Raw genomic sequence first — 19,578 nt, 5'->3', positions numbered from 1 at the left:
AGTTTAAGTGAACAGCTTTTTCTTTATAATCGATTCCCAAGCGGACCACGGAAAGAGTGAGCGGAAAGCCAATGTCAGCTTAACGCCCCTGCCGATCGGATACCGCAGTTTCTTCAGCCGTTTCCTTTGTGCCAATTGATAAATCAGCTCCGCTACGTCATCAGGATCGCCGCTTTTGGATGCGTTGGCTTTGAAGTAAGCTTCAAGGGGCTGATAAAAGCGATAATAAGGCGAGTCTTTGCCGGGCGCCGTAATATGGCTGGAGAGAGACGTCTCCCAAATAGACGTTTTATAGGAGCCCGGTTCTATTAAAGCGGCATCAATTCCTATAGGCAGAAGCTCGAGGCGCAGACACTCTGTAAACCCTTCAACCGCGAACTTGGAAGAGACATACGGAGATAGAGCCGGGAAACCGGTCAGTCCGCTGATACTGCTGATATTGAAGATTTTCGCCCCGCCATGTTTCCGCATATAAGGCAGCACGGTTTTTGTGACGTGAATCAGACCGAATACATTTGTTTCATACTGCTGTCTGTAATGTTCCATCAGCACATCTTCAATAAACCCTCCGTACGCAGTGCCGGCGTTATTGACAAGCAGGTCAATCGGTCCGAAACCGCTGATGGTGTTCCCGAAGTCAGACACCGACTGCTCATTTGTCACATCTAAAGAAACGACCGTAATATGTTCGGATGCACCCGCTTGAGCGGCGGCCTCTTTCAGTATTACAGCTTTCTCCGGCTGTCTGGCTGTTGCGATGACGTGATAAGACCGGGCGAGCTTCAGCGCTGTCAGCATCCCGAATCCGCTCGTCGCACCGGTTACAATGGCAACTTTTCTGTTCATCTTATAATCCTCCCCGTTTGTTCTTATCTCATAGTGTATAACATCTCGCGGAAAGAAGGAGAAATCGTTCGGAAATATGTCAGAATTGTTTTATAATGGAGTCAGCTTCGGATAGAAAGGGGTAAAGAAAAGATGGCATTAGAGGGATTGAAGGAAACATGGGATTTAAACTCCATTTTTGAGGGCGGGAGCCGGTCGGAAGAGTTTCAGCAATACATACAAGAGCTCAAAAAGCATCTAAGCGCTTTTCAACATACGGTTGAAGCATTTACAGTTCCGACGCACGCGGATGAAAGCCGGGAGCTGATCAATCTGATTGATAGGTTTGAACGGTCAGCGATCATGATCAGGCAGGCGGGAGCGTTCGTCGGCTGTCTTCAGGCTCAGAACACTCATGATCAGAAAGCGAATGAATGGAGAGCGCGGATCAATCAGCTGAGCAGTGATTTTAAATCCGCTCTGGTCACCCTTGACGATACACTTGCCCGGATTGACGAGCGGGTCTGGGAGGAGCTCCTGCAAAAACCGGAACTTCAGGATCTCACATATGTTTTAAATGAGAGAAGAGACCGGGTCAGAGAGAAGCTCAGCGCTTCAGAAGAAAGGCTGATTGAAGGCCTGGCCGTTGACGGCTATCACGCATGGGGCGACCTGTATAATGCGGCTGTCGGCAGAATGAAGATTCCGTTTGAGGATAAAGAGCTGTCGGTCGGCCAAGCGGAAAATATGATGGCGCACCCGGATCGCCGCATCAGACGTCAAGTGTTCAAAGAGCTTAATGAAGCCTGGAAAGGAGAAGAGGAGCTTTTCAGCAGCACGCTGAACCATCTGGCCGGCTTCCGCACGGAAATCTATAAAGCGCGGGGCTGGAAAAGCGCTTTGGAAGAGCCGCTTGCGATCAATCGGATGAAAAAAGAAACGCTGGATGTCATGTGGCAGGTCATTACCGATCATAAAAAGCCTTTTGCCGAATACCTGAATCGAAAGGCGTCTCTTTTAGGGCTTGAGCGGCTGAACTGGTATGATGTGGGCGCGCCGATCGGCGAGGCTTCGAAAGAATACACATATGATGAAGCGGCTAATCTGATCGTCAGCCAATTTTCGACGTTTGGCAAAAAGCTGTCCGCATTCACGGAAAAAGCGTTCCGCGATCGGTGGATAGAAGCGGAAGACCGCAGCGGCAAACGGGTCGGCGGTTTCTGCACCAGCTTTCCCGACAGCGGAGAATCCCGGATTTTTATGACGTTTTCCGGAAGCGCTTCGAACGTATCGACGCTGGCGCATGAGCTTGGTCACGCGTTTCATCAGGAGGCCATGCTCCAAGTGCGGCAGCTGAACAGAGCCTACGCTATGAATGTAGCTGAAACAGCCTCGACCTTTGCGGAAATGATCGTCGCCGACGCCGCTTTGAAACAAGCGGAGACAAAGGATGAAAAGGTGTTCTTGCTTGAAGATAAAATTCAAAGAAGCGTAGCCATGTTTATGAATATTCATGCGAGATTTTTATTTGAAACGCGTTTTTATGAAGAGCGCAAGCAGGGCGTCGTTCCGGCTGAGAAACTGAATGAACTGATGGAAGCGGCGCAGAAAGAAGCATTTTGCGATTCATTAGGGGAATACCACCCTCATTTCTGGGCATCAAAACTGCATTTTCATATTACGGGAGTGCCGTTCTACAATTTTCCGTACACGTTCGGTTATTTATTTTCGCTTGGAATATATGCAAGAGCTCTTCGGGAAAAAGCGGATTTTGAAGAAAAATATATCGCGCTTTTGTGTGACACGGCTTCGATGACCGTTGAGGATTTGGCGATGAAGCACCTTGGAGCGGATCTCACGGAACGGTCGTTTTGGGAAGACGCGGTCCGCCTTGCTGTACAGGATGTGCAGGAATTTTTAGAGCTGACTGAATGATAATCTGGAGATGAACCGGCCGGAGCTGTTACCGCTCCGGTTCTTTTTTGTTCCGTGAATGACAGCCGCCTCCCTTGGAAATACCTAAAAACGATCGGAATGGAATGGGAGTGAATCGCATGAAATGGATCAGAACGGCGGGCGTTTTATGTCTTACGCTGATGCTGATTGCCGGCTGCCGATTGAATGAAGAAAAACGGGAAGCGGAACAAGACAGCACACCTGTGTCATCCGAGAAGCCGGTTCCTTACAGCAGCTTTTCCCTGCGCGTCAGCTACGGAGCCGGAGAGCATAACCGCTATGAAGGTTTGTATGAAAGAAAAAGCGGTCATGAAAAGGCGGACATCCGGGACAAGCTCTCAGGGGTTCACAGAGAGGGCGAGGAAGCGCTTGACGAAATGAAGATGATCCTCGGAGAACTTGCCGTAAACGGCCGGATGCAGGAAAGCGAGGTCGTCCGGCAGGTGCTTTCGGCTTTTAATTTGGACAGCCGCTATGATCATTTTTATCTGAAACTGAAAAAGAACGATGGAGAAATGACGGAAATAAAAAAATAACCGCCGCCCGCTGCTTTTTTGCCCAAAACTAATTGATAATGATATTCAGAGTCATTAATTTCTGTTACAATATAATCATGATCTCACGTTGAATGTTTAGGCAATTTGTTTATATACATAGTGTTGGGAAACTCAAAAAAGGAGCGGTTAGCGGTATGAGTGCAATTTCTACAGAGACGCTGAGCTTAGGGTACGGAGAGACTGTTATCATTGACGAATTGGATGTCGCGATTCCAAAAGGCGAAATCACTGTATTGATCGGAAGCAACGGCTGCGGAAAATCGACGCTTTTACGTTCATTGGCCCGGCTGATGAAACCGAGGGGCGGTTCTGTGCTTTTAGAAGGAAAAGCCATCGCTAAGCTTCCGACGAAGGAAGTGGCAAGAGAGCTCGCTATTTTGCCGCAGAGTCCGTCAGCTCCCGAAGGCCTGACGGTGCATCAGCTTGTGAAGCAGGGAAGATACCCTTATCAAAGCTGGCTGAAGCAATGGTCCAAAGAGGACGAAGACGCAGTCACAAAAGCGCTAAAAGCGACGAAGCTTGAGGAAATGGCCGACCGTCCTGTGGATTCCTTGTCAGGCGGACAGCGCCAGCGTGCATGGATTGCGATGACACTCGCTCAGGATACGGATATCATTCTGCTTGACGAGCCGACAACTTATCTCGACATGACGCATCAAATTGAAATTCTTGATTTGCTGTTTGAATTAAATGAAAAAGAAAAACGCACAATCGTCATGGTGCTGCACGATCTCAATCTGGCATGCCGTTATGCCCATTATCTGGTCGCCATTAAGGATAAACAGATTTACGCAGAGGGCCGTCCCGAAGAAGTCATCACTTGCGAGCTTGTACAGCAGGTCTTTGCAATGAACTGTCAGGTAACGCAAGATCCGCTGTTCGGCACGCCGCTTTGCATTCCGCACGGACGCGGCAGATGTATCGTGCAGGAAGCGGCCCTCACCGCCCGATTGTCATAATCATGAAAAAGGGAAGGAAACGGTATGGAAGAAAAACTGCAGCAGCAGCTGGACGGCCTGCTTGAGAAATACACGGAACTATTGCTTGGCGAAACAAACCCGGATGTAAAGGAAGAAGTCAGGCAGTGGATTTTGTATACACATATCGCAAAAAGCATGCCGCCGCTCGTCAAACATTGGAACCAATCCTACCCGGACGCCAAAGAGGGCATCAAAGCTGCGATACAGCACATTAAACAGCTCAATGAAGCTCACAGAAAAAAACAATAAAAAGCTTTCGGCATCAAAGAGAGGTGCCGGAAGCTTTTTTTGCTGAAACGGAATCAATAAAGGCGCCGTTCAATCCATAGCGAAGAACTTTAATGTAACTAACGCACCGTTTGTTTACTTGCTGAACCAAGAAAAAAGGACCGCCGCAGCAATCCCTTACTCTTTCCTATATATCACATTTCCTTTCGGATACGTAATAACTCTTCAAATGCTTTTATATTTGTATCAAAATTGGGCACTGTTTGAGATTCCTCGGCACATTTGACTTGTGCTACAGCCAAATCATTAAAAGGTGTTGAAATTCCAGTACCTTCTGCCATTTTGGGAATAACTCCATTAATATAATCAATTTCAGTTTTGCGTTTTTTCTCAAGATCCTGAAGCATACTTGCTCTTAAAAGCCTGGATGGTTCCATGGCTGCCCTAAATGTTTGGATCCGTTCAGGAATCTCATTTTCACTTTTTAATTCCAAAGATTCTAAATCAAGGCCGCCCATTTTCGCAAATTTGACACCATTGGCGTGTCCAACCTTAATCGTCTCATCTGCGATATGAACTGCGCTGACAATGCCGATTTCATGGTCAAGAATATCACCGTATTCTCCGTTTAATGCTGCCGATAAACCACTGAATGCATTATTGATAAGTAATTTTGACCACTTCGTTCCAACTAAATTATCGGAAATATGTGTTCCGCCGATAAGGTCTAAAACCGATTTAATACGCTGGATTCTTTCTGTTGTTTCACCATTTAATTCTCCAATTTGAAAAGCGTACTCTTTAAATTGAGTATACTCAGTTGTAAGTCTGGATACGCCTGGTTCAATAAACGTAGCACCAAATTCAACAGAACCTGCAATAACACGTTCACCACCAACGATCGAAGCAACTTTCTGTTCAGGTATACCGTTTTGCAAGGAACATACTACACTATCATCCTTTAAAAAAGGCAGTAACTCTTTAAGAATGGAGTCATTATATAATTGTTTCGTCAGGAGCAATATGAAATCATACTTGCCTGACTTGTTTTCAGGGGTAATGGCTTTTACCTTTGCCTGAAATGCCGTTGTACCAACTACTTTAGCACCTATTTGATTTAAAGTATCTACATGTTCTTTGTATGAATCAATTAATTCGACATCCATTCCGCCAGCAGACAGATATGCTCCAACTATGGTTCCTAAAGAACCTGCTCCTAAAATTGCAATTCTCATTGTAAACGTCTCCTTATTTTTCCTCTAAGTAGTTATAAACCGGCTGTGCTGCATTTAAGGTTAAATCCGTAATAATATGAGATGCTGAAACGACTTCTAATACAGGCAAATCTGCAAGAGGCGCCAGAGCATGTTCAAATAATTGAAGCCGCGCCGGTCCAGACCAGGCACCTTTAACTTCTATATTCGTTATTTGCGTGCGCACCAAATCGCAAACCCTTAAATCACCATTGTAATCAGTAGCAATCTTAACCATAAAATTAGGTCGGCAAATTTCCCTTTTCGCTTTTTCCTTGTCCATTTCGAAATGTTTATATCCCATAGTCGCAGCTGCCACACGAAGACTGCCATAATCTAATGTGCCAACGAGAGTATCAGAGTCTATATACAGCTTAGGGGCGCCCAATTTCTTTGGATATGCAGTAAGTTCCCGTCCGCTTGCAATAGCCGGGAAATTGTCTACATACATAGAGTGTACATAATCTCCTTCTTCACCATTAAAGCTGACAGGGATGACTTGTCCTGCCTCTGTATAGGCACCAAGTCCGGAAACATCGGGCATCCGCATCACTTCGAATTTCACTAAAGGTTCAGTAATTTCAAGAGGTTCCGGCACTGCCGCACGCAAAGCTTTTTCATCCGTTCGGTAAATAATATTTAAATATTCACGGTTAACAAATTTATAATTTGGGATAGGATAAGCAGGAGCCGTTAGCGGTGTATTTAAATTTTTTGCTATATCTTTCACATCAATTTTCATTGCATGACACCCTTTCCTTTTCTTTAACTATGCTATTATCTTACATCCGCATTTACATTTAATCTAATACATAATAAGGTATATATATATTTATTGAAATAAATAAGGAGGATGCAGACAGATGGAATTGCTGCAGCTAAAATACTTTCAGACAGTTGCCTATACTGAGCATATTTCTAAAGCAGCAGAACAATTAAAGATTGCCCAGCCTTCTTTAAGTCTCACTATAAAAAGACTTGAGAATGAACTGGGAACAGCTTTGTTTGAGAGAAAAGGCAGAAATATTAAGCTGAGTTCATCAGGGAAAATTCTTTTAAAACATGTAAACAGGATTTTTACTGAGATTGAAAATGCACAAACGGAAATTCAATTGGAGGAACATCAAATGTCTGACACCATCAGAATATCTATTTCTAATCCGAGATTCCTTGCAGGACTGATGAGTGAATATATCAACCGCTCCCCTCAATCAAAAATTCTCCAAGCCATCGGAGTTAAAAGCGGGATCCTAACAAGTTTAAAAAAAGGGGACATTGATTTAGGAATAACAGGTCATCCGATTCAAGATGAAGAGATAGAAAGTTGTATGCTGGTAAATGAAGATATTGTTCTGGCTTTGCCCTCAAACCACCGATTTACGGGTAAAACCGAAATTTCTTTACGTCTTGTCGCCGATGAACCATTTATTACCCTTGCTAATAATGAAGAGTATAGCGGTTTTACAGCCTCGCTTTGTGAGAAAGCCGGTTTCACCCCAAATATTGCATTTGAGGCGGATTCTCATTTACTGGCCGAGATTATAAAGCTGGATCAGGGGGTGGCGTTGCTTCCTATTTCGGTTTGCAGAACATTGGGGCTGAATTTTATAAAAGTGACTGATCACTCTGCTTCATATCCAGTCGGCTTATCTTGGATGAAACATAAGCTGTTATCTTCTTCGGTAAGAAATTTTCGTGACTTTATTTTGTCGTACTATAAAGATAACTATGAAATGTTTAAGGTTTATTAAATAATTTTCACCCCCCCGATTTCCAATGAGGCGGAAGACTGGTCATTCGGAAACGGAGAGGCCCAGATGATATAAAAAAATCCCGCGGCATCCGCGGGATTTTTCTTTGTTAAACGGCTTTCGCCTTTTCTTCTTGTTTGCCTGTCTTTTTGTTTGTCAGCGTAATTGATTTAACAAACAGCGTGAGGATCAATCCGGCAGCGATAAAGGCCAGGCCTGTGAAAAACACGCTGTGAAGCGAATCCATCAGTGACGTTTTCAAAACCGGCACGATATGGGAAGAAAATGCGGCCGGGATCTGCTTAATCGATTCCTGACTGAACAAGGATTGAAGCAGCCCTTCAGGATTTTTGTCAATCATACCTTTAAACTGGGCGGCAAAGGCACTTGCCTGTTTCGGGAGTGAGTCTAAGTAAGGCACCAGTCTGTCGGTTAAAAGGCTTCCTGATCTGGCATTCATGACAGCGCCGAGCACCGTAATGCCGAACGTTCCCCCGATCATCCGGAAAAATTGGCTTGATGAAGTCACAACGCCCAGCTCTTCTTTTGAAAACGTTTCTTGCAGAGCGAGTGTGAGAAGCGGCATGACGAGCCCCATTCCCAGACCGATCACGGCCATATAGCACGTAGCCGCGAGCTTGCTTGTATCCAGCTGTAAGGTCGTTAATAAGAAGAAGCCGACGGCCATGATCAGCATGCCGATCATGATTTGCGGTTTAATACCGATCTTATAAACCAGCTGGCCTCCGATAATACTTGTGATAATCATAGATACCATCATCGGCGTCATAATCGTGCCTGACGCGGTGGCGCTGACTCCGATAATTCCCTGCATAAAGAAAGGAACGAACGTAACGGCGCCGAACATGCCGATACTCATGAAAAAGCCGATCAGATTCAGTACGGTAAACGTTCTGTTTTTAAACAGGTACATCGGCAGAATCGGTTCTTTTGCTTTGATTTCAGCGAAAATGAATCCGACAATCCCGGCAAGCGCAAGCGCAAAGAGACCGAGAATCTGCCAAGAGCCCCATGCGTAATCCTTTCCTCCGAAGCTGAGCGCGAGAAGGAGGCTGACGATTCCGACGATCATTGTGAAAATGCCGGCAATGTCAAAGTTAATCGGCCCAGTCTGTTTTCTGCCCTGAAGTCCTCTTGCGATAAAGATCACGGCTAAGATTCCGACAGGCAGGTTGATATAGAAAACCCATTTCCAATTTAATGAGTCAACAATCCAGCCCCCGATTTGCGGGCCGATAACGGAAGCAAGCCCGTAAATCGCCCCGAAAAGCCCTTGGAACTTGGCACGCTGTTTCCCTGTGAACAAATCCCCGATGACGATCATGGCCATCGGCATCATGACACCGCCGCCGATTCCCTGAAGTCCGCGGAAAATAATCAGTTCCGTCATGTTGCTGGCCATTCCGCACAGTGCGGAAGCTCCCATAAAAATCAATAAACCTGACACATAGACGACGCGGCGCCCCAATAAATCTGCAAGTTTCCCCGCAATCGGAACGATCGTCGTCGAAGTTAAAAGATATGCCGTGGTCAGCCAGGTCATCATGCTTAATCCCCCGAGGTCACCCACGATTTTAGGAATCGCCGTTCCTACGATGGTGCCGTCAAGGGCTGAGAAAAACATGGCGATGATTAAGCCTGTTATTAATAATGTGCGTTTTGGATCTTTCTTTTCAATGCTCATGTTTCGGCAGCTCCTCTTTCTATTCGTTTTCTTTTTGATCAGCCGCGTATTTCTCGGCGGCTTCCGCTACTTTGCGGATGATGTTCACGGACTGAATCAGTTCATCGTCAGTCAGAACGGACAGGTTACGCGCCAGTATCGCTTTCCGTCCTTCCACAACATCTTCGAATTTTGTTTCGCCTTTTTTGGTGAGGCTGATGTCGATGACGCGTCTGTCCTGCTGGTTATGTTTGCGGACGATAAGTCCTTTTTGTTCGAGGCGGTCTGCCATCAGCGTCACTGCGCTCGGCTTTACCTCCATGCGTTCCGCAATTTCGGAAACTTTGCAGCTCCCGTGTTTTTTCAGGCTGGCTAAAACAAATAATTGGGCAGGCGTCACCTCGTGTTTTGCCATGCTTTCCACCATTTCAGGCTGTATGTTTTGCAGCAGCGTCTGAAGAGATTTCTGGATGTCAGACACATATTGATCCGCGTTTTTCATAACTCCTCCTCATCTTGTTCCTCGAGAAAATAATTAACATTAGTTAAATATAAATAAGGATTAATGATAAGTCAATCTTTTTGTGCAAAAATAAAAAAGGATTGATGCTTGGCGAAAACATCAAATCCTTCTTCGTTTTACTGCTGGTAGGGAGACTGCTGCTGAATGGTCTGCCGGAACTTCTGATACGATTGCTGAAGCTTTTGGGTATCGGCTGCTTCAATGGAATACCAGCCATTTTGAAACATCACATCGTATAATCTTCTTTGCGCTTTTTGTGACTCATCGAAAATCGCCTGAATATCTTGATAAAGAGACTCGTGGCTGAACTCGTGCAGGGCTGTGCAATATGAAGCCGTGATGTATTTTTCCGTCGTCAGCAGCTCATTGACCAAGTCTCTGTCATTCATTTGCGCCGTATTGGGCACGGGCGTTTGTGGATTCGTGATTTTTTGATTTTGCTGTTCCATGTATTGTCCTCCTATTGCATGTAGCCTGTTGTTGTCTGTCCGCCTTGATCGGGGTTCAAGCGGCCCAATATGTGCTTATAATGCTTCTCATGCATCCGGCCGATCTGATCAAGCTCTTGTTTTAACGTCTGATTCTGGCAGTGTTCCGCCATAAAATGCGCTTTTTTCATGGCAAGCAGATTCCAGTTCAGCATGTCCTCAAGATACAAATGGTCTTTCGTTGAGATGACGGCAGGCGGCAAGTTTCCGTGCTGCTCTTGGTTGTTCATATAAACGCCTCCTTCAATTCTGTTCTTTTTAGCTTTCTCTGCGATCGGGATTTCATACAGATAAATTAAAATAACCACGATTTGCAGGAGAGACATCAATATTTACAATAAAAAAAGACACTATCAGAAGAAAAAACCTTCGGATAATGTCTGTTCATGTTAACAGTTCGATATATGCGAAAGTCAGCAGCGGCACTAGGATTGGACTTCAGCTGCCGGTTTATTGTCTAGATCAGTGCCGGCTTTTCTTTCAGTTATTTTTATTTTTGGTAAAAGAAAAGCAGAAAATACTCCGGCAATTAATAGTATAAGCCCTGCGAAAAATACACTGCGAAGAGAGTCCATTAACGCTGTCTTCATTATCGGTATGATGTGCTTTGCTATAGAATGCGGAAATTGTTCGAATGAACCAGAACTGAATAGCCTCTGTAGCAGGACTTGAGGATTGCTGCTGATCAAGTCTTTGAGATGAGCTGCTAATGCGTTTTCTTGTTTTGGAAAATTGTCTAAAAAAGGAACTAATTTATCGGTTAATATATTTCCTGACTTGGCATTCATCACTGCTCCCAGAATCGTAATTCCAAACGTACCTCCGATAGAGCGGAAAAATTGGCTTGACGAAGTAACCACGCCGAGCGTTTCTTTAGAGAAACTCTCTTGAAGTGCCAGAGTAATAATGGGCATAACAAGGCCCATACCGAAGCCGATGATAGCTACATAAGTAGTTGCAGTTAATTTGCTGGTGTCAGCTTCTAATGTGGATAATAAAAAATAGGCAAAGGATATGATTGCCATCCCCGTGATAATCTGCGCTTTAATGCCGATTTTAAAGACCAGCTGCCCGCCTATAATACTGGAGATAATCATTGCGACCATCATCGGCATCATGATTGTCCCGGACTCTGATGCACTCATGCCGATTATTCCTTGCATGAAGAAAGGGACGAAGGTGATTGCTGCAAACATCCCAATACTCATAAAGAACCCTATTAAATTTAAGAAGATAAAAGTTCTGCTTTTTAGAAGATGTATAGGCAGAATTGGTTCTGCAGCTTTTTTTTCTGCAAATACAAAACTAATAATACTTATAGTGGCCAAAGCTAACAGACAAAATGTCTGCCATGATAACCAGTCAAATTCTTTTCCGCCGAAACTGAGTGTAAGCAGCAAACAGACTACACCCGTAATCATTGTAAACATCCCGATGAAGTCAAAATGAATCGGACCCGTGTATTTTCTGGCCTGCAATCCCATCGCAATAAAGAACACAGCTACCATTCCCACGGGTAAATTGATAAAAAATACCCAATGCCAGCTGAAAGAATCTACAATCCATCCCCCAATTTGCGGACCGATTACAGAAGCAAGAGCGTAAATACCGCCAAATACGCCTTGAAATCTGGCACGCTGTTTGCCTGTGAATAAATCTCCAATGACAATCATAGCCATCGGCATCATAATGCCTCCGCCAAGACCTTGTAAACCTCGAAACACAATTAATTCTTTCATGTTATCAGCCAGGCCGCACAGTGAAGAGCCAATCATGAATATAATCAGCCCGGCCACATATACTGCCCGGCGCCCTAATAGATCTGCAAGTTTTCCAGCGATCGGAACGATGGAGGTAGATGTTAATAGGTAGGCCGTAGTCAGCCAAGTCATCATGCTCAGGCCGCCGAGATCTCCTACAATCTTAGGCATAACCGTTCCTACGATTGTTCCGTCCAGAGCAGAAAAAAACATAGCTATAATAAGTCCAATTAATAAAAGTGTACGTTTAGATTTTCCTGTTGAATCCAATTGAAGGTTCCCTCTTTTCATATGTTTCGAGCTTAGTGATTCTTCAAAATAAGGTGAATGGATAACTCAGGCAGGTCCCTTCTTTAAATTCCGTTAGGGAAGAGATCTTTAAAGATGAAGGATCGTAAAGCTATTAGAAAGAAATAATAATGCTTTGGAGGTATGTTTGTGAGGCAAAGATAAATTCAGCAGAATTATCATTTTGAAATTCTGCTTTTCCTTCTTAATAGATACGTTCAATAAACTGAATTATCAATTTTAAATATAAGCCATTGTAAATTATAAATCAATTATCTTTTAAGGAATATTTTCAAATTATAAGGGGATAAAGAAATATAAATTATAAGTTTTTTTGGGCGAAATGTAACGAAGAAGCGGAATTATAGCTCGAAAACTCAATTGAAGAAGTAGTGATTTTTATTGATCCTTTTTGTGACTCATTAAAACCGTTTGAATATCTTGATAATATAATACATTGCTTTGACATCAGAGTCTGTATGGATATATGAATGATATCTTGGCAATCTGCATGGCTTTTGTGTTTTAGCTTTCTCTGCGACCGGAAATTCATACACGAATAAAAGAAAAAGGAGGGAGTTCATCCTTGCTGCGGAGCATATGTTTATTTTTGTCGAAAAATAAAATGCTTACAAAATTCGCCCAGGCTTACGGAATCCGCTTCGGTGCGGGAAGGTTCGTTGCAGGGGAAACGCTCACGGAAGCTGTGAAAACGGTAAAGCGGCTGAACCAAAAAGGGCTGTCGGCTTCGATTGATTATCTAGGTGAATATGCGGGTTCAGAGAAGGATGCGAAAAGGACGGCGGAAGAATGTAAAAAAGCAATCAGGGCGATTGCCGAGAATCAACTGGATTGTGAGCTGTCGCTGAAATTAACATCCATCGGTCTGGATATTTCCGAGGAACTCGCGGAACAGCATGTCAGAGACATATTGACGGAGGCAAAAGAACGCGGCGTGCCTGTAACGATTGATATGGAGGACTATTCAAGATGCGGCCGTACGCTTGAGCTGTATAAGCGGTGCAAGCCGGATTTTCCGATGCTCGGCACCGTCATTCAGGCTTATTTGTACCGCGCAGCTGAAGACATCAGCGGTCTGATGCCATATAAGCCGCGGCTCAGGCTTGTAAAAGGCGCTTATAAAGAACCGGCGGCCGTTGCGTTCCCTGATAAAAAAGCAACCGATCTTCATTTTCAGCAGCTGATTAAGCTGCAGCTTTTGAGCGGCCATGAAACGGCGGTGGCAACACATGATGATGACATCATTTCTTATACGAAAACACTCATCAGCGAGCATCAGATTCCACGGGAGCAGTTTGAATTCCAAATGCTGTACGGCATCAGAACGGAGCGCCAGAAGGAGCTTGCCGAAGAAGGATACAGGATGAGGGTGTATGTCCCGTACGGAACCGATTGGTACGGGTACTTGATGAGAAGAATTGCCGAGCGCCCGGCAAATGCGGCGTTTGTGCTGAAAGGGATCTTCAAAAAATAACGGCTGCTCCAAAAAGCAGCCGCAGTATGTTATTCCATGTTGTCTTTTTTATATTGCTGATTTTGGCTCGTCCGTTTGCCGCCGCCGTATTTTTGCTTCGGTCCCGCATTTCCTTTCATGCTGGCCGCGCTCACTGCGGCAGAAGACGGATCTTTTCTCCCTCGCACCATTCCCTTCACCTCCGGGTTTAAGTTTCCCGCCCGCGCCATGGAACATGCGGAAGCCGAAAAATTTAAAAAAATTCCATATTTGCTATTGAAGTCATCCTGAAAATCTTTTAAGATGAAAGAAGAAAAGGGTTTCATTTTTTTTGCCGAAAAAATGAATGACTATTCATTCAAAGTTCAAGGGGGATGACTCATGCACAAGTTTATAAAGAAAGCAGCCGTTCTCGGATCAGGCGTCATGGGATCCGGAATTGCCGCGCACTTGGCTAACATCGGAATTCCCGTCCTGCTGCTTGATATTGTGCCAAACGAGCTGACAAAGGATGAGATGAAAAAAGGGCTGACATTAGAAAGCCCGGAGGTCCGCAGCAGACTGAGCCGATCGGCCATGCAAAAGCTGCTGAAGCAAAAACCGGCGCCGCTGACTTCGGCTGCCAATCTCGACTATATAACGGCGGGGAATTTGGAAGATGACGCAGCTCAATTGAAGGATGCTGATTGGATTATTGAAGTCGTCGTCGAAAATCTTGACGTAAAAAAACAGATTTTCTCACTCGTTGATGAATACCGGAAACCGGGAAGCATCGTGTCGAGCAATACGTCCGGTATCTCCGTCACAAAAATGGCGGAAGGCCGTTCTGCCGATTTTAAGGCTCATTTCTTAGGAACCCATTTCTTTAATCCGGCCCGCTACTTGAAGCTTCTGGAAATCATTCCGATTCAGGAAACAGATCCTGACGTGCTGGAGTTTATGACTTCATTTGCAGAAAACACGCTTGGGAAAGGTGTCGTCATAGCAAAAGACACGCCAAACTTTATCGCCAACCGCATCGGTACGTACGGCCTGCTGGTCACGGTAAGAGAAATGCTTTCTTCCGGCTGCCGCATCGGCGAGGTGGACACGGTGACCGGACCTTTGATCGGCAGACCGAAAAGCGCGACCTTCAGAACCCTTGACGTTGTGGGGCTTGATACTTTCGCTCATGTGGCAAAAAACGTATATGATAAAGCCGACGGCGCTGAAAAAGACATGTTTAAGCTTCCTGAATTTATGAATGACATGCTGAAAAACAATTGGCTGGGCAGCAAATCCGGCCAAGGTTTTTACAAAAAAGAAGGTAAAACAATATATGAACTCGATCCGCTGACCATGACATACGGTGAGCGCTCGAAAATGAAGACGCCCGCTTTAGAAGCCGCCAAACAGGCAAAGGGTGCCAAAGGCAAAATGAAAGCGCTTGTATATTCCGATGACCGCGCCGGACGCCTGCTTTGGAATATCACATCGCAAACACTCTTATACTCAGCCCGGCTTTTAGGTGAGATCGCTGATGATATAAAAGCGATTGACGACGCCATGAAATGGGGCTTCGGATGGGAGCTCGGACCGTTTGAGATGTGGGATGCCATCGGCGTCAGAAAATCAGCGGAGCGGCTCGAAGAAGAAGGCGCAGCACTCCCCGGCTGGGTGAAAGAAATGCTTGATCAGGGTCATGAAACATTTTATATGAAGGAAAACGGAACACAATTTTATTATTCAGACGGCCAATACAGGGCTGTGAAAGAAAATCCGAAACGGATCAGCCTGCAGACGTTAAAAGAAACAAAAGGCGTTATCACTAAAAACAGCGGTGCAAGTCTGATTGATCTCGGCGATGATGTCGCGCTGCTGGAATTTCATACGAAAAGCAACGCGATCGGCTTAGACATTATTCAGATGATTGACAATGCGCTTGAGGAAACGGAGCGGAATTATAAAGGTCTTGTCATCGGAAACCAAGGCAGACATTTCTGCGCGGGAGCAAACCTTGCGATGATTTTAATGGAAGCCCAGGATGATAACTTCATGGAAGTCGATTTTGTCATCCGCCGTTTTCAGCAGACGATGCTGAACATCAAATACAGCGCTAAACCCGTTGTAGCGGCGCCATTCGGGATGACACTCGGCGGCGGCACGGAAGTCTGTCTCCCGGCTGCACGCGTTCAGGCGGCGAGCGAATCGTATATGGGTCTCGTTGAAACCGGCGTCGGCCTTATTCCGGGCGGCGGAGGAAACAAAGAGCTGTACATGAATTATTTGGACGGCGGAAGTGAACTCATGGACGCAGCGATTAAAACCTTCGAAACAATCGCGCTTGCCAAGGTGTCCGGTTCGGCACACGAAGCCCGTGACATGAAGATTTTGTCCGCGGCAGACCGTATCAGCATGAATCAGGATCACCTGCTGCACGATGCGAAACAGCTGGCTGCTTCCTTATATGACAGCGGATACCGTCCGCCTGCCCGCAAAAAAGTGAAAGTCACCGGAGAAACCGGCTGTGCGGCATTACTGCTCGGAGCAGACCAAATGAGACGGTCGGGTTATTTATCCGATCACGATATGAAGATTGCGAAGAAGCTGGCCCATGTCATTGCCGGCGGAAGAGTCCCGTTCGGCACGGAGGTTTCAGAAGAATATTTACTCGAGATTGAAAGAGAAGCCTTTTTAAGCCTCGCTGGCGAGGCGAAATCTCAAGCGAGAATGCAGCATATGCTCGTCAAAGGCAAACCTTTACGGAACTAGGAGGGTGTTTATGAGAGAAGCAGTCATTGTGGCCGGTGCGAGAACCCCGGTCGGTAAAGCGAAAAAAGGATCGCTTGCAGCCGTTCGTCCTGATGATTTAGGCGCGCTTTGTGTAAAAGAAACGCTGAAACGGGCAGGCGGCTATGAAGGAAATATCGATGACTTAATTATCGGATGTGCAACACCTGAAGCCGAACAAGGATTAAATATGGCGCGGAATATCGGTGCGCTGGCGGGGCTTCCTCATACGGTGCCGGCCATTACGGTGAACCGCTACTGCTCTTCCGGGCTCCAATCCATTGCTTACGGTGCTGAAAAAATTATGATCGGCGCGGGTGACACCGTCATTGCGGGCGGTGCGGAATCCATGTCGCAAGTTCCGATGATGGGGCATGTGACACGGCCGAATATCGCTTTGGCGGAGCATGCGCCTGAGTATTATATGAGCATGGGGCACACAGCGGAGCAGGTCGCCGAAACGTACGGGGTATCCAGAGAAGACCAGGATGCATTTGCAGTCCGCAGCCATCAGAATGCCGCAAAAGCCCTTAAGGAAGGGAAATTCAATGACGAAATCGTGCCGGTTGAAGTATCGCTGACAGAAGTCGGTGATGACCATAAGCCGCGGAAAAAACAATTTACCTTTTCTCAGGATGAAGGCGTTCGTCCCGGCACGTCGGCTGACGTCTTGGCGAAGCTCCGCCCGGCTTTTTCAAAAACGGGAACCGTGACGGCCGGGAACTCTTCACAAACAAGTGACGGCGCGGCGGCTGTCATGCTGATGGATCGCGAAAAAGCATCGTCGCTCGGATTGGCCCCGCTTGTCAAATTCCGTTCCTTTGCCGTAGGCGGCGTTCCCCCTGAGGTAATGGGAATCGGTCCGATTGAAGCCATTCCGCGGGCACTCAAGCTTGCCGGACTCGAATTACAGGATATCGGGCTTTTTGAATTGAATGAGGCCTTTGCTTCACAGGCCATTCAAGTCATCAGATCGCTCGGGATAGATGAAGAAAAGGTGAACGTCAACGGAGGCGCCATCGCGCTCGGACATCCGCTCGGCTGCACGGGGACGAAGCTGACCCTGTCACTCATTCATGAAATGAAACGGAGAAACGAGCAATTCGGCGTTGTGACGATGTGCATCGGAGGCGGCATGGGCGCTGCCGGCGTATTTGAACTCATTTAAAAAAAGGGGGAAATGAACATGAAACAGGAAACGGTCAACGTCAAAAAAGGCGGCAGCTTTCTGATTGAAGAGACGGGATATGATCAAATATTCACTCCGGAGGACTTTACAGACGAACATAAAATGATCGGCAAAACGACAGAAGACTATGTCGTAAACGATGTGCTTCCTTATATCGATGAAATTGAAAACCATCAGTTTGAGCATTCGGTCAGACTGCTGAGAAAAGCCGGAGATCTCGGCCTCCTCGGAGCAGACGTGCCTGAAGAGTACGGCGGAATCGGCCTGGATAAAATCAGTTCGGCCTTCATTACGGAAAAGTTTTCACGTGCCGGCAGCTTTTCGCTATCTTACGGCGCTCACGTCGGGATCGGTTCATTGCCGATCGTGTTCTTCGGAACGGAAGAACAGAAAAAAACCTATTTGCCGGACTTGGCTTCAGGACAAAGAATCGCGGCATACGCCTTAACTGAGCCCGGTTCAGGTTCAGATGCCCTCGGCGCGAAAACGACGGCTGTTTTGAATGAAGCGGGCACACACTATATTCTTAACGGAGAAAAGCAATGGATTACAAACTCCGCCTTTGCAGATGTCTTTGTCGTCTACGCTAAAGTGGACGGAGATAAGTTTTCCGCATTTATCGTAGAAAAGAACTATCCGGGCGTATCAACGGGACCGGAAGAGAAAAAAATGGGGATTAAGGGTTCATCGACAAGAACGCTGATTTTAGATCAGGCGGAAGTCCCGAAAGAAAATCTTCTCGGCGAAATCGGAAAAGGCCATGTCATCGCCTTTAATATCCTGAATATCGGACGCTACAAGCTTGCCGTCGGCACAATCGGCGCTTCAAAACGGGTGATTGAGCTGTCTGCCGCTTATGCAAACCAGCGCCGGCAATTTAAAACGCCGATCTCAAGCTTCACGCTCACTCAGGAAAAGCTTGCGACGATGTCAGCGCGGCTTTACGCCATGGAGAGCTCTGTATACAGAACAGTGGGCTTATTCGAAGATAATATGAGCAGACTGACGGAAGAGGAGCAAAAAGACGGACGCGAAGTCGCGAAGTCCATCGCCGAGTACGCGATTGAATGCTCGCTCAACAAAATGTGCGGTTCTGAAACGCTTGATTACATTGCCGACGAAGGGGTTCAAATTCACGGCGGTTACGGATTTATGCAGGAATATGAAGTGGAGCGCGCCTATCGCGACTCAAGAATCAACAGGATTTTTGAAGGCACAAATGAAATCAACCGCCTGATCGTAACGAGCACGTTTCTGAAAAAAGCCGTAAAAGGTCAGCTGCCGCTCTTTGAAAAAGCAAAAGCGCTCCAAGAAGAACTCATGATGCTGATGCCTGAAGAGCCGGGCTCAGAACCTCTTGAACAGGAAAAATACATTGTCAGACAGGCGAAAAAGATCGCCCTCTTGACAGCGGGTCTCGCGGCGCAGAAATACGGCAAAGAGATTGAAGGCGAGCAGGAAATCATGGTGAACATTGCCGATATTGTCAGCGCGCTGTATGCTTTGGAATCTGCCGTCCTCAGAACGGAAAAAGCAATTGCGGCGGACGGTGCCGAAAAAGCCGCGCAGAAGCTGTTATATACGGAAATCTTTGCCCAGGAAGCCCTTCAGAACATTGAAGCGCACGCCAAAGAATCACTGATCGCCATGGAGGAAGGAGATTCCCTCCGCATGATGCTTTCCGTGCTGCGCAAACTGACGCGCCTGACGCCGAAAAACCTCATTCAGAAAAAACGTGAAGCGGCAGCAGCCGTCTTCCGTGAAGAAAAATATACAGTCTGATCACATGCTGAAAGCGCTCCTTCATCAGGGGCGCTTTTTCATGAAGCAACGTTATAGGTTTTTACAAGTGA

General features: G+C 46.1%; 17 protein-coding genes and 1 pseudogene. 9 read left to right on the top strand and 9 right to left on the bottom strand.

The features are described 5' to 3' along the window. Positions 1-3: 3 nt before the first annotated feature. Positions 4-846, bottom strand: coding sequence for an oxidoreductase (locus tag HAP68_RS15315; RefSeq protein WP_003151816.1), 843 nt, complete (start codon positions 844-846; stop codon positions 4-6). 132 nt (positions 847-978) lie between these two features. Here HAP68_RS15315 and HAP68_RS15310 point away from each other — a divergent pair, with 132 nt between their 5' ends. From HAP68_RS15310 to HAP68_RS15295, 4 genes and pseudogenes are all read left to right on the top strand, one after another. After that, positions 979-2,760, top strand: coding sequence for a M3 family oligoendopeptidase (locus tag HAP68_RS15310; RefSeq protein ID WP_184123318.1), 1,782 nt, complete (start codon positions 979-981; stop codon positions 2,758-2,760). A 119-nt stretch (positions 2,761-2,879) separates the two neighbouring features. Next, complete coding sequence (locus HAP68_RS15305) at positions 2,880-3,317, top strand: YusW family protein (RefSeq protein ID WP_015387740.1); 438 nt, start codon at positions 2,880-2,882, stop codon at positions 3,315-3,317. Between the two features lie 155 nt (positions 3,318-3,472). Then, a complete protein-coding gene (locus tag HAP68_RS15300; RefSeq protein WP_003151820.1) occupies positions 3,473-4,297 on the top strand; it encodes an ABC transporter ATP-binding protein in 825 nt (274 codons plus the stop codon). 2 nt (positions 4,298-4,299) lie between these two features. After that, positions 4,300-4,567: pseudogene (locus HAP68_RS15295) on the top strand (YusU family protein). Between the two features lie 173 nt (positions 4,568-4,740). Here the strand turns inward: HAP68_RS15295 and HAP68_RS15290 are convergent. Beyond that, positions 4,741-5,781, bottom strand: a complete 1,041-nt coding sequence (locus tag HAP68_RS15290) for a ketopantoate reductase family protein (protein WP_024085773.1) — start codon at positions 5,779-5,781, stop codon at positions 4,741-4,743. Positions 5,782-5,794: 13 nt separating this feature from the next. Next, positions 5,795-6,541: an acetoacetate decarboxylase gene (locus HAP68_RS15285; RefSeq protein WP_003151825.1), complete on the bottom strand. Its 747-nt coding sequence runs from the start codon at positions 6,539-6,541 to the stop codon at positions 5,795-5,797. Positions 6,542-6,662: 121 nt separating this feature from the next. Here HAP68_RS15285 and HAP68_RS15280 point away from each other — a divergent pair, with 121 nt between their 5' ends. After that, entirely contained in the window at positions 6,663-7,550 is an 888-nt protein-coding gene (locus HAP68_RS15280) for a LysR family transcriptional regulator (protein ID WP_014305775.1), read from the top strand. A 109-nt stretch (positions 7,551-7,659) separates the two neighbouring features. Here HAP68_RS15280 and HAP68_RS15275 read toward each other — a convergent pair whose 3' ends face one another. From HAP68_RS15275 to HAP68_RS15255, 5 genes are all read right to left on the bottom strand, one after another. After that, a complete protein-coding gene (locus HAP68_RS15275; protein ID WP_003151827.1) occupies positions 7,660-9,255 on the bottom strand; it encodes an MDR family MFS transporter in 1,596 nt (531 codons plus the stop codon). A 19-nt stretch (positions 9,256-9,274) separates the two neighbouring features. Further along, positions 9,275-9,736: a MarR family winged helix-turn-helix transcriptional regulator gene (locus HAP68_RS15270; RefSeq protein ID WP_003151828.1), complete on the bottom strand. Its 462-nt coding sequence runs from the start codon at positions 9,734-9,736 to the stop codon at positions 9,275-9,277. Between the two features lie 137 nt (positions 9,737-9,873). Next, positions 9,874-10,206: a spore coat protein gene (locus HAP68_RS15265; RefSeq protein ID WP_003151830.1), complete on the bottom strand. Its 333-nt coding sequence runs from the start codon at positions 10,204-10,206 to the stop codon at positions 9,874-9,876. A gap of 11 nt (positions 10,207-10,217) precedes the next feature. Beyond that, a complete protein-coding gene (locus tag HAP68_RS15260) occupies positions 10,218-10,475 on the bottom strand; it encodes a hypothetical protein (RefSeq protein WP_024085772.1) in 258 nt (85 codons plus the stop codon). 195 nt (positions 10,476-10,670) lie between these two features. Beyond that, the gene (locus HAP68_RS15255) at positions 10,671-12,296 is read right to left on the bottom strand and encodes an MDR family MFS transporter (protein ID WP_046341411.1); all 1,626 of its coding nucleotides are present in this window, start codon (positions 12,294-12,296) and stop codon (positions 10,671-10,673) included. Between the two features lie 583 nt (positions 12,297-12,879). Here HAP68_RS15255 and HAP68_RS15250 point away from each other — a divergent pair. Beyond that, entirely contained in the window at positions 12,880-13,788 is a 909-nt protein-coding gene (locus HAP68_RS15250) for a proline dehydrogenase family protein (RefSeq protein ID WP_024085770.1), read from the top strand. Positions 13,789-13,817: 29 nt separating this feature from the next. Here HAP68_RS15250 and HAP68_RS15245 read toward each other — a convergent pair whose 3' ends face one another. Further along, positions 13,818-13,958: a YuzL family protein gene (locus HAP68_RS15245; RefSeq protein ID WP_003151836.1), complete on the bottom strand. Its 141-nt coding sequence runs from the start codon at positions 13,956-13,958 to the stop codon at positions 13,818-13,820. Positions 13,959-14,148: 190 nt separating this feature from the next. Here HAP68_RS15245 and HAP68_RS15240 point away from each other — a divergent pair, with 190 nt between their 5' ends. Genes HAP68_RS15240 through HAP68_RS15230 form a run of 3 tightly spaced genes read left to right on the top strand, consistent with a single transcriptional unit; the run spans position 14,149 to position 19,507 of the window. Further along, complete coding sequence (locus tag HAP68_RS15240) at positions 14,149-16,518, top strand: 3-hydroxyacyl-CoA dehydrogenase/enoyl-CoA hydratase family protein (RefSeq protein ID WP_015387743.1); 2,370 nt, start codon at positions 14,149-14,151, stop codon at positions 16,516-16,518. 10 nt (positions 16,519-16,528) lie between these two features. Then, complete coding sequence (locus tag HAP68_RS15235) at positions 16,529-17,704, top strand: acetyl-CoA C-acetyltransferase (RefSeq protein ID WP_003151841.1); 1,176 nt, start codon at positions 16,529-16,531, stop codon at positions 17,702-17,704. A gap of 18 nt (positions 17,705-17,722) precedes the next feature. Further along, positions 17,723-19,507 (top strand): acyl-CoA dehydrogenase family protein, encoded by a 1,785-nt coding sequence (locus HAP68_RS15230; RefSeq protein WP_014305769.1) that lies wholly within the window; start codon positions 17,723-17,725, stop codon positions 19,505-19,507. Positions 19,508-19,578 lie beyond the last annotated feature (71 nt).

It is taken from the genome of Bacillus sp. Bvel1, from assembly GCF_014872755.1.
Lineage (GTDB): Bacteria > Bacillota > Bacilli > Bacillales > Bacillaceae > Bacillus > Bacillus velezensis.
This window is presented reverse-complemented; position numbering and strand designations above follow the sequence as displayed.